Here is a 15,538-nt window from a genome sequence, read left to right on the forward strand (position 1 = left end):
ACGCGACGGCGCTGTTTCCGGTGGAGGTCGAGACGGTGGGGTGACTCTCGAAAACCCCTTCCCCCCCGCCGCCAACCCGCTCACACTCCGCCCGTCATAGCCAGGAGCAGCGCGGATGCCGGCACGTCAGCGGCGGATGAACCTGATCGCGTATCTGAAGACCGGGCCGACCTCCAACCATCCCGGCGGCTGGCGCCACCCGCAGGCCGCGCTGCACGACATCTTCGAGCCGTCGCGCTACGAGCATCTCGCCCGCGTGCTGGAAGCCGCCCGCTTCGACGGCGGTTTCTTCGCCGATACGTTCGGCCTGCCGGATATGCACAAGGGTGGATACGAGACGTATCTCGGCATGGGCGGGCAGATCACCTATGTCGATCCCATGGCGGTGCTGCCGCTGATGGCGCGGGTGACCACCCATCTCGGCCTCGGGCCGACGCTGTCGACCACCTTCAACACGCCCTACTGGCTCGCCCGCAGCCTCGCGTCCCTGGACCTGATCAGCAAGGGCCGCATCTGCTGGAACGTCGTCACCTCCGCCACCGAGATGGAGGCGCGCAATTTCGGCACCGACGCCCTGCCCCCCAAGGACCAGCGCTACGACCGCGCGGACGAGGTGCTGGAGGCATGCTGCGCCCTGTGGGATTGCTGGGAGCCGGACGCCCTGGTCCTGGACCGCGAGTCCGGCCGCTTCGCCGACCCGTCCAAGGTCCACCGCGCGAACTATGACGGCCGCTACGTCCGCACCATGGGCCCGCTGTCGATGCCGCGCAGCCCGCAGGGACGGCCGGTGTTCCTGCAGGCCGGCGCCTCCGAACGGGGCCGCGACTTCGCCGCGCGCTGGGCGGAGGCGGTCTTCTGCTCGCCCTACGGGAAGGCGGACGCCCAGGCCTTCTATGCCGACGTGAAGGGCCGGCTGGCGCGCTACGGGCGGCCCGAGGACGATTGCGCCATCCTGCCGTCCATCGCCGTCGTCCTGGGCGAGACCGAATCGATCGCCCGGGAGAAGGCCGACTACCTGGACTCCCTCGTGCAGACGGAACTGGTGCTGGCCACCAACTCCCAGATGCTGGGCGTCGATCTGAGCGTCCACCAGCAGGAGGACGCGGTCCGCACCGCCGCCGGGAACCAGGGGATCCAGGGATCGCACGACCGGGTCGTCCAGGTCGCCAAGGCCGAGGGCCTCAGCTTCGCCCAGGCTGCCCGGCGGCGGCGCAACCTGCTGATCGGCACCGGCGCGCAGGTCGCGGACCAGTTGGAAGACTGGTTCACCGACGGCGCGGCCGACGGGTTCATCGTCTGGGCGACCGTCTTCCCGGCGATGTACGAGGAGTTCGGCCGCCTGGTGGTCCCGGAACTGCAGCGCCGCGGCCTGCTGCGCACCGAATACCGCGGCGCCACGCTGCGGGAGAACCTGCGCAACCCGTGACCGGCACACCGCGGCATGCGATGCTGGCCGCGTCGCACGGCGCACCGGACCGGCGACGCATGTCGAGCGCATAGGGGGGAGAACAAGCACATGGCCGATCCTCGGTTGAAAGCCGCACTGCGGGACAGGCAGTTCATCGTCGCGCCCGGCATCTTCGATATGATCTCGGCGCGCGTGGCGGACGCGATGGGCTTCACCGCGCTCTACGCCACCGGCTTCGGCACGGTCGCCTCCCATCTCGGCATCGCCGACGCGGGCGTCGCCACCTATACCGACATGGTGGGCCGCGTCGGCGCCTTCGCCCAGGCCTGCCGCACCCCGGTGATCGCCGACGCCGACACCGGGTATGGCGGCCTGCTGAATGTCCGCCACACGGTCCGCGGCTATGAGGCCGCCGGCATCGCCGCGATCCAGATCGAGGACCAGGAAGTACCGAAGAAATGCGGCCACACGCCCGGCCGCCGCGTCATCCCCCTGAAGGAGATGTGCCTGAAGATCGAAGTCGCCGTCGAAGCCCGCAAAGACCCCGACTTCCTGATCGTCGCCCGCACCGACGCGCGCACCGGCCTGGGCATCGACGAGGCGATCGCCCGCGGCAAGGCCTTCGCCAAGGCCGGCGCCGACGTGATCTTCGTCGAAAGCCCGGAAACCGAGGCCGAGATGGAGCGCATCGGCCAGGAGATCGACGCGCCCCTGCTGGCCAACATGGTGGAAGGCGGCCGCACGCCCATCCTGCCGGCGAAGCGGCTCGCGGCGATCGGCTACGACATCGCGATCTACCCCGCCGTCGGCTTCCTCGCCGTCGCGGCGGCGGCCGAGCGGGTGTATTCCCATTTGCTGCGGCATGGCGACAGCAACGGGCTGCCGCCTCAGGAAAGCTACGGGTTCAAGCGCATGTGCGAACTGATGGACTTCCCCGACGTCTGGGCGTTCGAGCAGCGCTGGGCGCGCGAGGACTGATGTTCGAAGGCTTTCCGGACGAGGCCTTCGCCTTCCTGCGCCACCTCGCGGCCGAACAGAACAAGCCGTGGTTCGAGGCGAACAAGGGGGTTTACGACGACGCGGTGCGATGGCCGCTGACGGCGCTGATCGCCGACCTGACCAGCGAGTTCACCCGGCTGGGCATCCCCTTGCAGGGCGATCCCAGGCGGTCGGTGTTCCGGATCCACCGCGACGTGCGGTTCGCGCGCGACAAGGCGCCGTACAAGACCAATGCCGGCGCCGTCCTGACCGGTGACGGCGGCATGGGGTCGCCGGGGCTGCTGTATATACATATTCAGCCAGGCAGGTGTTTCACCGCCTGCGGATTCTATCGGCCGGACATTGAGCCGTTGCAACTGATACGAGATACGACTGTCGCCAGACCGCAGGCCTACCGTAAGTTGTTACGGACACTCAGCGATCGCGGCTTGCACCTGGCAGTGGACGAAGATGCGCTGAAGCGCACGCCGCGCGGTTTCGACTCCGTGACGGACGCCGATCTGGCCGACGCGGTTCGTCGCCGCAGCTTCATCGTGCGGGAAGAGCTGGCGCGGCAGGAGGTCGCATCCGCCGCCCTGGTCCGCCGCCTGACGGATTTCGCCCAGCGCGCCTTGCCCCTTCTGTCCTTCGGATGGAAGGCGCTCGGGGTGGATCACGCTCCGCCGCGCGGCTTGCCTGTGTCTCCCACGATCACGAAGGGCGGGCCGGCGTAGAAATAGCCCCGCCCCCGCACCGACTTGAACGCGTCGGAGTAATCGGAGCAGGCGGCAATCGTTTTGCGCACGCGGGAAATCAGGTTGTCGAGGGTGCGGTCGAACGGTCCGGCTTTCTCGCGGCCGATAACGACCCGATACAACTCGTCACGGTCTACGACCTCCCCCTGTCGTCCGACGATGAACAGAAGAAGGTTGTATTCGGCCGATGTCAGCGGCAGTGGCTTTCCATCGGGTCCCCTGGCCTCCCGCCGCGCCTGGTCGATCTCCCACCCCGCCTGTTCAGGTGCGGCCTGGCCGCGCGTCGCACGCCGCAGGACGGCACGCACGCGAGCGAGAATTTCGCGTGGCTTCTGCGTCTTTGGGATGAAGTCGTCGGCGCCCAGTTCCAGGCCGAGGATCCGGTCCGCCTCGTCCTGGTTGTTCGTCAGGATGATGAGACCGCCGTGATGCCTCTGCCGAAGCTCCGGCAGGTAACGCAATGAATCCTGACCGTTAAGAAACTGATCGAGAATAATGAGGTCGAACACGTTCGCCGCCGACATGGCTTTGAGCTGATCCAACGACGTCGCGACATTCGCCAAATAACCAAATGTATCCAAGAAAGCGCAGAACTCGCTTGCAAATGCCTGATCATCTTCTACTAAAAGAATGCGGCCATCCGTATCCAAATCACTACACCGAACCTGTTTTCATTGGGCCTGTTTATAAGCAGGATTGTCTGGTCTAGACAACATACCAAACTGTGCCAGTTTTTGATCGAATCTTTCGCGGCTGCCCGGAATGCACTGCAATACTACGCGGCGTTGGCGGTTTCCGATCCCGTGGTGCAAATCCCTAGGCCGCGTTTGCCGTTTCCCGCTGGTCCTGGCGGATCGGCAAGGACAGGTCGAAGCGCGCGCCGCCGGCTACGTTCGTCGCCGTCAGGCGCCCTCCCAGCCGCTCGGCGGTCGCGAGGCAGAACGAAAGCCCCAGGCCGGTGCCCTTGCCCGCCGGCTTGGACGTGACGAACGGATCGAAGATGCTGCCCAGCATGCCGGGCGGGATCCCTCCGGCCTTGTCGGACACGCGCAGCACGAACGCCTGATCCTCGACGCAGGCATCGATCGACACCACCCGCTCGTTTCGTTCGCAATGGTCCTGGTAGGCGTCGCAGGCGTTGACGATCAGGTTGACGATGATCTGCTCGACCAGGACGGCAACCCCCTTTGGGGGTGGCAGGTCGGGCGGGATGTTCAACCGGACGGATACGCCGGCTTCCGCCATCCGGGGTTCGGCCACCGCCAGCGCCGCATGGATGACGCGGCCGATATCCAGTTCGATCAGGTCCGCGGCGATGTCCTTTCGGGTGAACGTGCCGATATGGCCGATGATCGCGACGATCCGCTGCACCTGGCGTTGGATCCGGACAAATTTCTCGCGCACAGCCTCGGCATTGACCACCGGGCGGTCCAGCGCGAGCAGCCCGTTCTCGGCCGCCAGGGAGATCGCCGCCATGGGCTGGTTCATCTCATGCGACACGCGGCCCGCGACCTCGCCCAGCAGCGCGAATTTCTCGGTCCGGCGCAATTCGTCGCGCATCGCCCGTTCTTCGGAGACGTCGGTGATGAAGCCCAGCACGTCGCCCGATCCGTCCGCTTCCTTGCGCAGGCAGACGCCGACGCTGCGCATCCAATGGAACGTCCCGTTGGCGAAGCGCATCCGGAATTCGAACTGGCTCCGCCCTGTCTCGATCACCTGGCGAAAGAACATGTCGCGCGGGACGGCGTCGCAAGGGTCCGTCTTCTCGGTCATCGCGCCGGGCCGCTCCAGCATGCTGTTGGGCCATCCGGTCACGCGTTCGGCGCTCTGGCTCAGGAACCGGCGGCGGAAACGGCCGTCGGGAAAGATGTGGTTGACATAGAGGATCGCCGGGACGTCGGACAGCAGCAGGTTCAATTCCTGCAGCGCGGCGTTCTCGCTCTCGCGGCGCATCCAGACCGTCGCCAGCGACAGCACGCCCAGCACGATCATGATCAGCGCGGCGATGACGAGCCATTTCACCGGCCCTTCGATGACCGAGGCGATCCCTTTCACGGGATGCGCGAGGACGACCGCAAGTGTCGGCGCCAGCGCCAGGTGCTGGTACGCATACAGCGTGTGTACGCCGCTGGGGCTGGTTCCCTCCAGGATTCCGTGCCGGTTCGGCAACTGTCGGGTCCATCCCATCACCGGATAGTGCGGATAGACGCCGCTGCCGCGCGATGCGGCGACGATCCGGCCGTTCCCGTCCCGGATCCCGGCGAACTCATCGCCTTTGTCGATCTGCTGCGCCAGCCATACGGCAAGGTTGTCCGCCGGAAACGCCATGATGATGATCCGATTGACCTGCTTGCGCGACACGACCGGCAACACGACCGCCACGGTCCGCTGCCTGGTCATCGAACCGACGAAGATATCGGTCACCTCGGGCTTGGCGCTCGCCACCACGGATTTGATGGCGGCCTCCAGCGCCGCGCCGTGCGGCTGGCGCGAGCGCGGGAAGGGCGTGCGGCCGATCGGCAGGAGCGTGTTCAGCAGCACCTCGTTCGGTGGTGCCGCCTCCATCACGACGACATGGACCCCCAGCAGGTCGGCGATCCGCCTCGTCTCCTCCTGGAATTCGTCGCCGATCACGCCGGCCTGCACTTCGTCCGTCGCGGCCAGGGCGAGGCCGGCCGCCTGGAATCCGGTCAGCTTGGCGTCCAGCGCCATCGCGGCGGACTTCGCCGCCTCCGACAGGGACGCCTCCACCGCCTGCCGGTTGCTGGTCACGAGTTCCCAGGCGCTCAGCCCGGCCAGGGCGAACACGACCGGCAGCCCAAGGATCAGGGCGAACAGCGGTGCCGGCGCCCGGCGGGGCTTGCGTTCGGCGGCAGGGCTCGTCATGGCGCCGAGGGGACGTCGGTGAGGGGCCGGACGACCGGACAGCAGCCAACGCGCCGGCGTACCGTCACGCCACGCCATCCAGCGCACCATGAGGTCAGGCCCCTCTGAGCAGGGCCGATCGGGTACCGGCCGATATCGCCACTCTCCGCAACACTATCCCATCATGCGCCTGGCCGGCATGTTTCGCCAGACGGGATAAGCAAGGACGGGATAAGCGAAGATGCAGCGGCGCCGGGAAGATCAGGTATTGACCAGGACGTTTTCCGGCGCGGGCGGGATCTCGCCGCGTTCCACGCGCAGCACCTGGCGGGTCAGCATTTCATGCGTGGGGCCCGGCACGCCGGCGCGGGCGCCTTCCGCGGCGATGAAGCCGTTCATGAACTCGATCTCCGTGCGGCGGCCCTTCTCCATGTCCTGCGCCATCGACGGGCGCTGGTAGTCGCTGCGTTCGGCCTGGCCGGCGCCGCCTTCCGTCATCAGCCGCTCGATCTCCTTGTAGGACGGGGCGTCGCCTTCCATCGCCTTGGCCAGCATCTCAGGCGGCAGCGCGCCCACCTTGCCCAGCTTGTAGCCCAGCTTCTGGCCGATGCGGACCGCCTCGCCGCCAAGCTGGATGCAGATGCGGCGCACGGCGGGATGGTTGTCGCGCGCGTTGCCCCCCATGCCGGTGGCGGCCGAGACGCCGTTGCGCATGCCGTTGACGCAGAGTTTCGTCCAGCGCTCGCCCCACAGGTTGTCGGTCGCCTTCGCCGCGTCGATGCTGGAGAAGATCTCGGCGATCTCCTGCGCCCGCCTGGTGATCCGCCCGTTGGGTTCGCCGACATAGAAAGAGGTGATGTCGGGCCGCTTCGCGTAGCCGCGGCGGATATGGCCCGGCTGGTAGAGGTCGACGCCGACGCCGCCGGTGACGATGCAGCCCAGCGTGCGGCCCCAGCCGACGACGCCGGCCACCCGCTCCTCGTTGATGCAGTTCTGCATCGAGACGACGCAGCCCGACGCCGACAGGTATTGCCGGATCATCGTCGTCGCCCAGACCGTGTCATAGGACTTGACCGCGACCACCGCGATGTCGACCGGTTTCTGCTTGGCGAGGTTCTGCACTTCGGTGATGTGCATGGCGTTGACCTTCACGGTCATGCGCTCCTGCGGGGTCATGCCGAAGATTTCCATGCCGTGCGCCTTCATCCGCTCGACATGTTCCGGCCAAGGATCGATCAGCGTGACGTCGTGACCCGCCGCTGCCATGTGCGCCCCGGCATAGCCACCGACCGCGCCGGCGCCCACCACGACAATGCGTTTGCCCATTCTTCGATTTCCTTGTTCTGGGTTCTGGCGCGGTTCAGGCGCGCATCTGCTTGTCCGTCTCGCGCATCAGGATCGCCGCATGCGCTCCGGTGACGGCGGCATGGTACGCCACCGCGGCGGGCGACATGTCGGCGTCGGGGCGTTCCTCCGGCTCGAAATTCCCATAGGCATCGACGCCGCGTACCAGCGTCGCGCTGTCATGCGAGCCGGCGACCTGGCGGACATGGGTCGGGATATAGCGGATCGCGAAGCCGATCCGCCGCTGGTCCGACGGGTTGGGGTCGGAGCCATGGATCAGCCGGACATGGTGCAGCGACATCTCCCCGGCCGCGAGCGGCAGCATGACCGCCTGGCCGTCGTCGACGTCGACCATGATCTCCTGTCCGCGCGACAGCAGGTTGTCGGCGCGGAACGTGTCCTTGTGCGGGACCTGGTCCATCCTGTGCGTGGCGGGGATGACGCGCATCGCCCCGTTCTGCGGCGTGCTGTCGGAGAACGCGACCCAGGCCGTGACCACGTCCGCGGGGTCGAGGCCCCAATACGTGCTGTCCTGGTGCCAGGAGACGAAGGCGGCGTTCCGCGGCTCCTTGATGAAGAAAGACGAGCCCCAGCACAGGATGTTCGGGCCGATCACGTCCTCGATCGCATCGAGGATCCGCGGATGGCGGACCAGGTCGTTCAGCCAGGTGAACAGCAGATGCGACTTGTGCCGCAGCTTGCCGGCCAGGGGCCCGGCGCCGGCCTCGAAGCTTTCCAGGCGGGCACGCAGCGCATCGGCCTCGACCTTGGGCATCACGCGGATGGGGCTGAAATATCCCTGTTCCCGATACTGGCGGATCGCGGCCTCGGTCAGCATCTTCATCGACGTTCCCCTTTTCGTGGGGGAATCATGAGAAACGGTGCGGATGAAAGTCAACCCTTGGGCCCTCCCGTGATCCCCCAGGCGCCTCCCCAAGCGACCGCTTCGGGGCCCTCGCCGGACAGTGGCGCGCCCGACCCCATCCCGGACAGCGTCCCGGACGGCGTCCCGTCGGGAATCATCGTCATCTTCGGCGCCGCCGTACGTCCCGATGGCCGCCCCAGCGCCACCTTGCGCCACCGCGTCTCGGCCGCCGCGGCCCTGGGCCGGCGGATGGAGCGGCCGGTCTTCATCCCGACCGGCGCGAAAGGACGGTTCGGAGAGGCCGAGGCCGCGGTGATGGACGCGCTGCTGCGAGAGGCCGGGTTCACCCGGGTTCGGATCATCCGGGAGGAGAGCGGCACGGACACGCTGTCCTCGGCGCGCGCGGTGGCCAGGATCGTGCGGGACCTGCCGACCGTACCGGTCTACGCCTGCACCAGCGCCTATCACCTGCCCCGCTGCGTCCTGCTGCTGCGGCTGGCCGGTCTCCCGGCGCGGGCCTGCCCGCCGGCGGACGTGCCGGCGGCGACCGGGCGGATCAAGCGCTGGTACTGGCGGCTGCGGGAGATACCCGCCATACCCTACGACGCGGTCCTGATGCTATGGCACCGGACCCTGGAGACGAGCCTTGGGGGCGCGACGCGGCGGGGCGGCTGAGCCGGCGCCCCCCGCGACAGGCCACCCGGTCCCGTCAGCGCTCGTCGTCGCCGCCGTCGTTCTCGACCTCGATGTCGCCGCTGATCGAATCCGCGTCGTCCTCCAGGTCGTCGGTGGTTTCCAGGACGTCCTCGTCCTCCACCTCCTCGACGCCTTCGACTTCCACATCCACGTCCTCGGTGGCGGCGGGCGCCTTCTTCGGGCGCTTGTCCTCCATCACGTTGCCGCCGGCGCGGCGGGGACGCGGCTGGTCGACCGGCTGTTCGGTGCCGCATTTCGGGCAGATGGCGGGCGATTTGGTCAGGTCGTAGAACCGCGTGCCACAGGCGACGCAGGTCCGCTTCATGCCGAGTTCAGGCTTGGCCATGACGATGATGGGCCCTTAACAGTAAAACAGCCGCCCCGGATGGGGGCAGGGCAACGGAAGGCGGCGGCCATGCCATCACCGCGCGGCGCTGTCAAATGCCTTATAGCGGTTCCGCCCCATGTTTCGCCTCCTAGTTTCACCTCGGGGGGAAAGTCGATAGTAAGACCCCCACACCAGCCGCGACCGGACCCGCCCCATGAACCCGCCCCATCACCCCTATCGTTCCCGCCGTTCGGCGTCGGCCCTGACCGGCACGATCGCGGTCCCGGGCGACAAGTCGATCAGCCACCGGGCGCTGATGTTCGGCGCGCTCGCGGTCGGGGAGACGCGCATCACCGGCCTGCTGACCGGCGAGGACGTGCTGCGCACCGCCGCCGCGATGCGCGCCCTGGGCGCGGACGTCACCCACGACGCCGATGGCACCCACGGGGAGGTCTGGCGCGTGTCCGGCCGCGGCATCGGCGGCCTGACGGAGCCCGAGGACGTGCTGGACATGGGCAATTCGGGCACCGCCGCTCGGCTTTTGTGCGGCATCCTCGCCAGCCATCCGCTGTTCGCGGTGATGACCGGCGACGGCAGCCTGCGCCGCCGGCCGATGCGCCGCGTCATGGACCCGCTGGCGGCCTGCGGCGCCCGCTTCGCCGCCCGCGACGGCGGCCGCCTGCCGCTGGCGATCGAGGGCGCGCGGGAGGCCATGCCGCTCGACTACCGCGTCCCCGTCCCTTCGGCCCAGGTGAAATCCGCCGTGCTGCTGGCCGGGCTGAACGCCCGCGGCACCACCCGCGTCGAGGAACCCGAGGCCACGCGCGACCACAGCGAGAACATGCTGCGCCATTTCGGCGCCACCGTGCGCGTCGAGGTCGCGGGCCACGGCCGCATCATCGAACTCGACGGCCAGCCGGAGCTGAAGGCGGCCGACGTGGTGGTGCCGTCCGACCCGTCCTCGGCCGCGTTTCCCCTGGTCGCCGGATTGCTGGTCCCGGATAGCCGGCTGACCATCCCCGCCGTCGGTCTCAACCCGCTGCGCACCGGCCTGTTCGCCTGCCTGGCCGAGATGGGCGCGAACGTCGCCGTCCGGAACCGCCGCCTGGAGGGCGGCGAGCCGGTGGGCGACCTCGATGTGTCCGCCGGTCCGCTGCGCGCGATCGACGTGCCGCCGGAGCGCGCGCCCAGCATGATCGACGAATACCCGGTCCTGGCGGTCGCCGCGGCCTTCGCCCAGGGCACGACCCGCATGCGCGGCCTGAAGGAGCTGCGGGTGAAGGAGAGCGACCGGCTGTCGGCGACCGCCGCGATGCTGGCGGCCAACGGCGTGCGGGTCGAGATCGAAGGCGACGACATGATCGTCCACGGCACCGGCTCCCCGCCGGCCGGCGGCGGTTCGGTCGCGACCCATATGGACCACCGGATCGCGATGTCCGCGCTCGTCTTCGGCCTCGCCACCACCGATCCGGTCACGGTGGACGACGCCGGGTTCATCGAAACCAGCTTTCCGCGCTTCATCGAACTGATGAACGGCCTCGGCGCCGACATCCGGCCCGCATGAGCCTGACGGTGATCGCGATCGACGGTCCCGCCGCCGCGGGCAAGGGCACGCTGGCCCGCCGCCTCGCCGCCGCGCTGGGCCTGCCCTACCTGGACACCGGCCTGCTGTACCGCGCGACCGGGCGGCGCGTGCTGGACGATGGCCGCGATCCGTCGGACCCGGCCGCCGCCGAAGCCGCCGCCCGCGCGCTGCGGCCGGAGGACCTGGCGCGCACCGACCTGCGCGGCCCCGCCGCCGACGCCGCCGCCGCCGCGGTCGCTTCCATCCCCGCCGTCCGAGCGGCGCTGCTTCAGTTCCAGCGGACGTTCGGCGTGGAACGGGGGGCGGTCCTGGATGGACGCGACATCGGCACCGTGATTTTCCCCAACGCCCCGGCCAAGCTCTTCGTGACCGCTTCCCTGGCCGAACGGGCGCGCCGCCGCTGGCTGGAACTGCGGCAGAAAGGCATGGAGTCCGATCTCGCCACCGTGGAAGCCGATATGGCCGACCGCGACGCGAAGGACGCCGCCCGGTCCGCCGCACCCTTGCGCGCGGCGGATGACGCGTTCACGCTCGACACGACGGGGCTCGACCCGGACGCGGTCTTCGAAACGGCGCTGGATTATGTCCGGCGGCGCATTCCGCGCCTTTGAGAGACCGGTCTCCGAACGCTTCGATGCAATTGTAAAGAACCATTGCACTGGCGTGATCTGGCCTTCCAGGCTAGACTCCGGTACTCGTGTCGACAGCAAGATGGTCCAACCGATTCCACGACCAGCCACATCCGCATCGAATATCGTCCCGCTCGAACACATCGTCGTGCGGCTGCGGCTGATCGGCCAGATGGAGGCGTGGACGATCCGGGGCGAAAGCGTGCTGCCGGCCGGGCGCAAGACCCGCGCGCTGCTGGCCAGCGTGGCGATGGCGGCGCCGCGTCCGGTCCTGCGGGGACGCCTGGCGGAACAGCTTTGGAGCCGGCGGCCGGAGGAGCAGGCCCGTGCTTCCCTGCGCCAGGAAATCCACCGTCTGCTCGACGCCCTCTCGCCCGCCGGCACGGAAATCCTGATGGTGACCCGCGACCACCTGACGCTGCGTCCCGGTGCGGTCTGGGTCGACGTCGACGAGGTGATGCGCGCCACCATCCAGCAGCCCGCCGCGCTGAGCCTGCTGGACGGCGACCTGCTGGAAGACCTGGACGGCGTCGATCCGAACTTCGACGCCTGGCTCGTCACCGAACGCGAGCGGCTGCGCGACCGGGCGCGCGGCATCGCCGAGGCGCAGTTGCGGGACGATATGGAACCCGACGCGGCGATTTCGGCAGCGCAGCGGCTGCTGTCGATCGACCGCTCGCATGAAGGCGCGTGGCGGGCGCTGATGCGCGCCCATGCGGCGCGGGGGGAACGGGGCCTGGCCGTCCAGGCCTATGACCGTTGCCGAGCGGTCCTGGCCGACATGCTGGATGCGATTCCGTCGATGGAAACGCAGAAGCTGCTGAACGAAATCCGCGGCCCCTCGCAGACCCGCCTGCCGCTCCGCCCGCCGCAGCCGCCCAGCATCCCGCCGCCCGTGCCGTCCGCGCCGCAACACGCGGCAGCGGAACCGCAAGCGGCGGACCTGCAGGAGGCGGCGTCGGACGCCGCTGCCGGGTCGCACGCCCCGCCCGCCGCACGCGGCGGCGGGGCACGCATCGGCGTGATGCCGTTCCGCCTTGTGGGCATGTCGGAGGAGCATGCCCATCTCGCCCCCGGCCTCGCCGACGAGATCACCAACGCGCTGTCCCGCTTCCGCTGGATGTTCATCATCTCCTCCAACTCGCTGGGGCGGTTCGCCGCCGAGAACCGCGACGAATCGGCGATCCGGCGGGAGTTCGACCTCGACTTCCTGCTCGACGGCTCGATCCAGCGCGCCGGCAGCAAGATCCGCATCAGCCTCCGCCTTCTCGACCTGCGCGCCAACAACCAGATCGTCTGGGCTCGGCGTTTTGATCGCGAAACGGACGACCTGCTGTCGCTGCAGGACGAGGTCGCGGCCGAGGTGGTGGCGCAGATCGACCCGGAGATCCTGCTGATCGAGGCCAAGCGCAGCGACAACCAGAACACGATCGGCGCGACGGCCTATGACCTGATGCTGCGGGCGATCCCGCTGATGGGACGCATGGAGCACGACGCGTTCATGCAGGCGGGGAAGCACCTGGCGGATGCGATCGCGCTGGAACCCGACTACGCGGCCGCGCATGCCTGGTATGCTTATTGGCACGTCTTCCTGGTGGGCCAGGACTGGGCCGACCAGCCGAAGGCGCTGATGGAAAAGGCCGGCGTGCTGGCCGAACGCGCCATCGTGCTCGACCCGTTCGATGCGCGCGGCCTGACCATCAGCGGCCATGTGCGCGCCTTCCTGCACCGGCGGCTGCGCGAGGCGATGGACCTGCATGAGCGGGCGCTGTCGCTCAACCCCAACCTCGCAATGGCCTGGGCGCTGTCGTCCGTCACCTGTGCCTATGCCGGCAACGTCGAAGAGGCCGAAGAGCGGCACAGGCGCTACAAGAAGCTGTCGCCGCTCGACCCGCACGCGTTCTTCTTCGACGCGTTCGGCGTGCTGATCCACTTGATGCGGCGCGATTACGAGGCGGCGGCGAAGCTGGGGCGGACGGTCAGCAGCCTCAACCCCTCCTTCTCGGCGGGGCTGAAGCCGTACCTTGCCGCGCTGGGGCACCTCGGGCGCGAACCCGACCTGTCCGCGGTGAGGCGCCGCCTGCTGGCGCTGGAACCGGACTTCACCATCGAGCGGTTCATGGCGACCACGCCGATGGAACGTGAATCGGACCGTGAGCACTTCGCCGAAGGGCTGCGCCTGGCCGGGGTGCGGGAACGCGATCCCCCGGTCGCCAATGCCCCGATCGTGCTGCGGCCAGGATTAGGGTAGCGGCATCCGCCGCACGCTCCGTCGGCGCCATCCTTTGCGGCCCATATCGGCGCGTCCGCCCAAGGCCCTTTAGGGTCCCTTCAGGGTCTACCGGCGTAAGGGCCGGCGTCCGCTAACCGTCGGTATCGGACCCCGGCAGGTGGTCGGCGGACGGTTTCGACGTCTTCACATGCAGCTTCTCCGACGCGTGCAGCGCCGCCGTGTCGGGCATCTCCGCCGGCGCGGACAGATGGGTCTGGGTGTCGTCGTCGCTGCCGTCGAAGACGAGATTGCCGATCTGGTTGACGTTCATCCCGCCCGGATCGGCCGGACGGACGCGGATGGGGCTGGCATCGGCGGTCACCACCGGGATGGCGTCGCTGCCCTTGCCGTGCAGGAGCCAGTATCCCGCCCCGAGGGCGACGACGCCCGCGCAGGCATACCCAACCCGTTTGATTCCTTGGCCTGAGGTCGTCCTGGCAGGACGATACAGCCTGTCCCGTCTCATGGCGCCGGTCCTCGATTCATCCGGCAACAGCGTGCGCCGGGTTGCGCGCCGATTCAAGAAATCTTTTAAGTTTGCTATTTTACGAGGTGTTTATGCAACGGTGCGGCCGCACCCGGATCGCCGTTTCCGGGGGGATCAGGGTTTCGCCGGCTTGCCCTTGGCCCCTTCCGGCGCGGCCCCTTCCTCGGCCGAACGCCGCTTGCGGGCGGCCGCGGCGTATTGGCCCCTGGGGCGGACGACCTGGGAATTGGGGCGGACGACGGTGTCGTAGTAATCGTCCCAGTCCTCGGGCCTGAACTGGGTCAGTTCGGGGACGATCTCATAGTTGTTGAGGTTCGAATCTTCGTAAACGCTGCGCGGGATCGGCTGGGCCTGCAGCAACGGGTAGTCGGGCTTGAAGTCGATCGGCGTGTTGGTCTTGGTCAGCCGGAGGTTGGTGATCAGCGGGCCGAACCAGTGGTCGGTTTCGACGATCCCCTCGAACACCTCCCACCCGCCGCGCCGCGGCAGGTTCGCCGGCGCCCTGATCAGCAGGCTCCATCCCGGCGCGGTGCGGGCGACAAGGCCGGTCCAGAGCTGGATCAGGCCCGGTTCCTGCAGGGCGCCCAGGAAGGGGGGCGAGAACTCCTTGATCTCGTCGGGGGCGACGGAATCGAAATAGTCCCGGAAGCCGGGGAACTGGACGGCGGAATTGAGCGGGAACCAGTCGCCCGCCCCCTCGAACGTCCACATGATGTCGTGGCCGTCCCATTGGACGGAGAAGCCGATCGGCGGGAACAGGTAATAGCCGAAGGCGGCGGCGGAGGTGGCGGCCTCGCAATAGCGGAAGGCGCGCGTCGGCAGGGACCCGGCGGCGGAGCGGTCGGCGCGCTGCGGCATGCGGGCCGAGGGAATGAGCCGGTGGAAGCTGACCAGCTTCGGCTTGGCCGCCGGTTGGTCGGAGCGTGCGGACGGCGCGGATTCGGTCACGGCGGCAGGCCCTGATTGATAGAAAGAAAAGCAGACCGGCTCATTTAGAGCACGGTCTGCGCCTGAAGGCGAAAGTCAAGAAAAGGTCGGAAAGATCCCGGTCCGATCAGACGCGGGTCACGAGCGTCGGGGCGAAGCCACCCATGCGGACCTTGGAGGCGTCGGTCGTCGCCAGCGTCGGGGCGAAGCCGCCCATGCGGACCTTGGAGGCGTCGGCCGTCGCCAGCGTCGGGGCGAAGCCGCCCATGCGGACCTTGGAAGCATCGGTCGTCGCGAGAGTCGGGGCGAAGCCACCCATCCGGACCTTGGAAGCATCGGTCGTCGCCAGGGTCGGGGCAAAGCCACCCATCCGGACCTTGGAGGCGTCAGCGGTCGCGA

General features: G+C 68.5%; 15 protein-coding genes. 7 read left to right on the forward strand and 8 right to left on the reverse strand.

The genetic code is table 11. The annotated features are described in order from the left end of the window. Nucleotides 1–115 precede the first annotated feature (115 nt). From VHB27_RS03895 to VHB27_RS03905, 3 genes are all read left to right on the forward strand, one after another. The gene (locus tag VHB27_RS03895; RefSeq protein WP_325597616.1) at nucleotides 116–1,426 is read left to right on the forward strand and encodes an LLM class flavin-dependent oxidoreductase; all 1,311 of its coding nucleotides are present in this window, start codon (nucleotides 116–118) and stop codon (nucleotides 1,424–1,426) included. Between the two features lie 90 nt (nucleotides 1,427–1,516). Beyond that, a complete protein-coding gene (locus VHB27_RS03900; protein WP_325597617.1) occupies nucleotides 1,517–2,386 on the forward strand; it encodes an isocitrate lyase/PEP mutase family protein in 870 nt (289 codons plus the stop codon). Then, nucleotides 2,386–3,120, forward strand: a complete 735-nt coding sequence (locus tag VHB27_RS03905; protein WP_325597618.1) for a DUF2461 domain-containing protein — start codon at nucleotides 2,386–2,388, stop codon at nucleotides 3,118–3,120. Before VHB27_RS03900 ends, VHB27_RS03905 begins: the two co-directional genes overlap by 1 nt. Here VHB27_RS03905 and VHB27_RS03910 read toward each other — a convergent pair. The 4 genes from VHB27_RS03910 to VHB27_RS03925 all read right to left on the reverse strand — a co-directional run bounded on the left by VHB27_RS03910 (nucleotide 3,060) and on the right by VHB27_RS03925 (nucleotide 8,194). Continuing rightward, nucleotides 3,060–3,791, reverse strand: a complete 732-nt coding sequence (locus tag VHB27_RS03910; protein WP_325597619.1) for a response regulator transcription factor — start codon at nucleotides 3,789–3,791, stop codon at nucleotides 3,060–3,062. The genes VHB27_RS03905 and VHB27_RS03910 overlap by 61 nt on opposite strands. Nucleotides 3,792–3,957: 166 nt before the next feature. Then, nucleotides 3,958–6,027 carry an ATP-binding protein gene (locus VHB27_RS03915; protein WP_325597620.1) on the reverse strand — a complete coding sequence of 690 codons (2,070 nt, stop codon included), beginning with the start codon at nucleotides 6,025–6,027 and terminating at the stop codon, nucleotides 3,958–3,960. A gap of 240 nt (nucleotides 6,028–6,267) precedes the next feature. Beyond that, complete coding sequence (locus tag VHB27_RS03920; protein ID WP_325597621.1) at nucleotides 6,268–7,332, reverse strand: ketopantoate reductase family protein; 1,065 nt, start codon at nucleotides 7,330–7,332, stop codon at nucleotides 6,268–6,270. Between the two features lie 34 nt (nucleotides 7,333–7,366). Then, the gene (locus VHB27_RS03925) at nucleotides 7,367–8,194 is read right to left on the reverse strand and encodes a phytanoyl-CoA dioxygenase family protein (RefSeq protein ID WP_325597622.1); all 828 of its coding nucleotides are present in this window, start codon (nucleotides 8,192–8,194) and stop codon (nucleotides 7,367–7,369) included. 57 nt (nucleotides 8,195–8,251) lie between these two features. Here VHB27_RS03925 and VHB27_RS03930 point away from each other — a divergent pair, with 57 nt between their 5' ends. Further along, the gene (locus VHB27_RS03930; protein ID WP_325597623.1) at nucleotides 8,252–8,890 is read left to right on the forward strand and encodes a YdcF family protein; all 639 of its coding nucleotides are present in this window, start codon (nucleotides 8,252–8,254) and stop codon (nucleotides 8,888–8,890) included. A gap of 34 nt (nucleotides 8,891–8,924) precedes the next feature. On the opposite strand, the gene VHB27_RS03935 is transcribed toward VHB27_RS03930, so the two are convergent. After that, nucleotides 8,925–9,257, reverse strand: coding sequence for a TIGR02300 family protein (locus VHB27_RS03935; protein ID WP_325597624.1), 333 nt, complete (start codon nucleotides 9,255–9,257; stop codon nucleotides 8,925–8,927). 196 nt (nucleotides 9,258–9,453) lie between these two features. Here VHB27_RS03935 and aroA point away from each other — a divergent pair, with 196 nt between their 5' ends. The 3 genes from aroA to VHB27_RS03950 all read left to right on the forward strand — a co-directional run bounded on the left by aroA (nucleotide 9,454) and on the right by VHB27_RS03950 (nucleotide 13,704). Further along, nucleotides 9,454–10,803 (forward strand): 3-phosphoshikimate 1-carboxyvinyltransferase, encoded by a 1,350-nt coding sequence (aroA, locus tag VHB27_RS03940; protein WP_325597625.1) that lies wholly within the window; start codon nucleotides 9,454–9,456, stop codon nucleotides 10,801–10,803. Continuing rightward, a complete protein-coding gene (gene cmk, locus VHB27_RS03945; RefSeq protein WP_325597626.1) occupies nucleotides 10,800–11,435 on the forward strand; it encodes a (d)CMP kinase in 636 nt (211 codons plus the stop codon). The genes aroA and cmk overlap by 4 nt, the downstream gene beginning before the upstream one ends. A 100-nt stretch (nucleotides 11,436–11,535) precedes the next feature. Next, nucleotides 11,536–13,704: a BTAD domain-containing putative transcriptional regulator gene (locus VHB27_RS03950; protein ID WP_325597627.1), complete on the forward strand. Its 2,169-nt coding sequence runs from the start codon at nucleotides 11,536–11,538 to the stop codon at nucleotides 13,702–13,704. A gap of 112 nt (nucleotides 13,705–13,816) precedes the next feature. Here the strand turns inward: VHB27_RS03950 and VHB27_RS03955 are convergent, their stop codons facing one another. The 3 genes from VHB27_RS03955 to VHB27_RS03965 form a co-directional block, all read right to left on the reverse strand. Beyond that, nucleotides 13,817–14,191: a hypothetical protein gene (locus VHB27_RS03955; protein ID WP_325597628.1), complete on the reverse strand. Its 375-nt coding sequence runs from the start codon at nucleotides 14,189–14,191 to the stop codon at nucleotides 13,817–13,819. 135 nt (nucleotides 14,192–14,326) lie between these two features. Then, the gene (locus VHB27_RS03960; RefSeq protein ID WP_325597629.1) at nucleotides 14,327–15,160 is read right to left on the reverse strand and encodes a DUF6065 family protein; all 834 of its coding nucleotides are present in this window, start codon (nucleotides 15,158–15,160) and stop codon (nucleotides 14,327–14,329) included. A gap of 106 nt (nucleotides 15,161–15,266) precedes the next feature. Continuing rightward, the coding region (locus tag VHB27_RS03965) for a hypothetical protein (RefSeq protein ID WP_325597630.1) at nucleotides 15,267–15,538 on the reverse strand (272 nt) is incomplete at its 5' end.

It is taken from the genome of Rhodopila sp. (genome assembly GCF_035548235.1).
In the GTDB taxonomy this organism is placed as follows: Bacteria; Pseudomonadota; Alphaproteobacteria; order Acetobacterales; family Acetobacteraceae; genus Rhodopila.

What these genes read in the sequence shown, in the direction of transcription:
- VHB27_RS03895 (WP_325597616.1), top strand. Translation starts at nt 116, where the DNA reads ATGCCGGCACGTCAGCGGCGGATGAACCTGATCGCGTATCTGAAGACC.
- VHB27_RS03900 (WP_325597617.1), top strand. Translation starts at nt 1,517, where the DNA reads ATGGCCGATCCTCGGTTGAAAGCCGCACTGCGGGACAGGCAGTTCATC.
- VHB27_RS03905 (WP_325597618.1), top strand. Translation starts at nt 2,386, where the DNA reads ATGTTCGAAGGCTTTCCGGACGAGGCCTTCGCCTTCCTGCGCCACCTC.
- VHB27_RS03915 (WP_325597620.1), bottom strand. Translation starts at nt 6,027, where the DNA reads ATGACGAGCCCTGCCGCCGAACGCAAGCCCCGCCGGGCGCCGGCACCG.
- VHB27_RS03920 (WP_325597621.1), bottom strand. Translation starts at nt 7,332, where the DNA reads ATGGGCAAACGCATTGTCGTGGTGGGCGCCGGCGCGGTCGGTGGCTAT.
- VHB27_RS03925 (WP_325597622.1), bottom strand. Translation starts at nt 8,194, where the DNA reads ATGAAGATGCTGACCGAGGCCGCGATCCGCCAGTATCGGGAACAGGGA.
- VHB27_RS03935 (WP_325597624.1), bottom strand. Translation starts at nt 9,257, where the DNA reads ATGGCCAAGCCTGAACTCGGCATGAAGCGGACCTGCGTCGCCTGTGGC.
- aroA (WP_325597625.1), top strand. Translation starts at nt 9,454, where the DNA reads ATGAACCCGCCCCATCACCCCTATCGTTCCCGCCGTTCGGCGTCGGCC.
- cmk (WP_325597626.1), top strand. Translation starts at nt 10,800, where the DNA reads ATGAGCCTGACGGTGATCGCGATCGACGGTCCCGCCGCCGCGGGCAAG.
- VHB27_RS03950 (WP_325597627.1), top strand. Translation starts at nt 11,536, where the DNA reads ATGGTCCAACCGATTCCACGACCAGCCACATCCGCATCGAATATCGTC.
- VHB27_RS03955 (WP_325597628.1), bottom strand. Translation starts at nt 14,191, where the DNA reads ATGAGACGGGACAGGCTGTATCGTCCTGCCAGGACGACCTCAGGCCAA.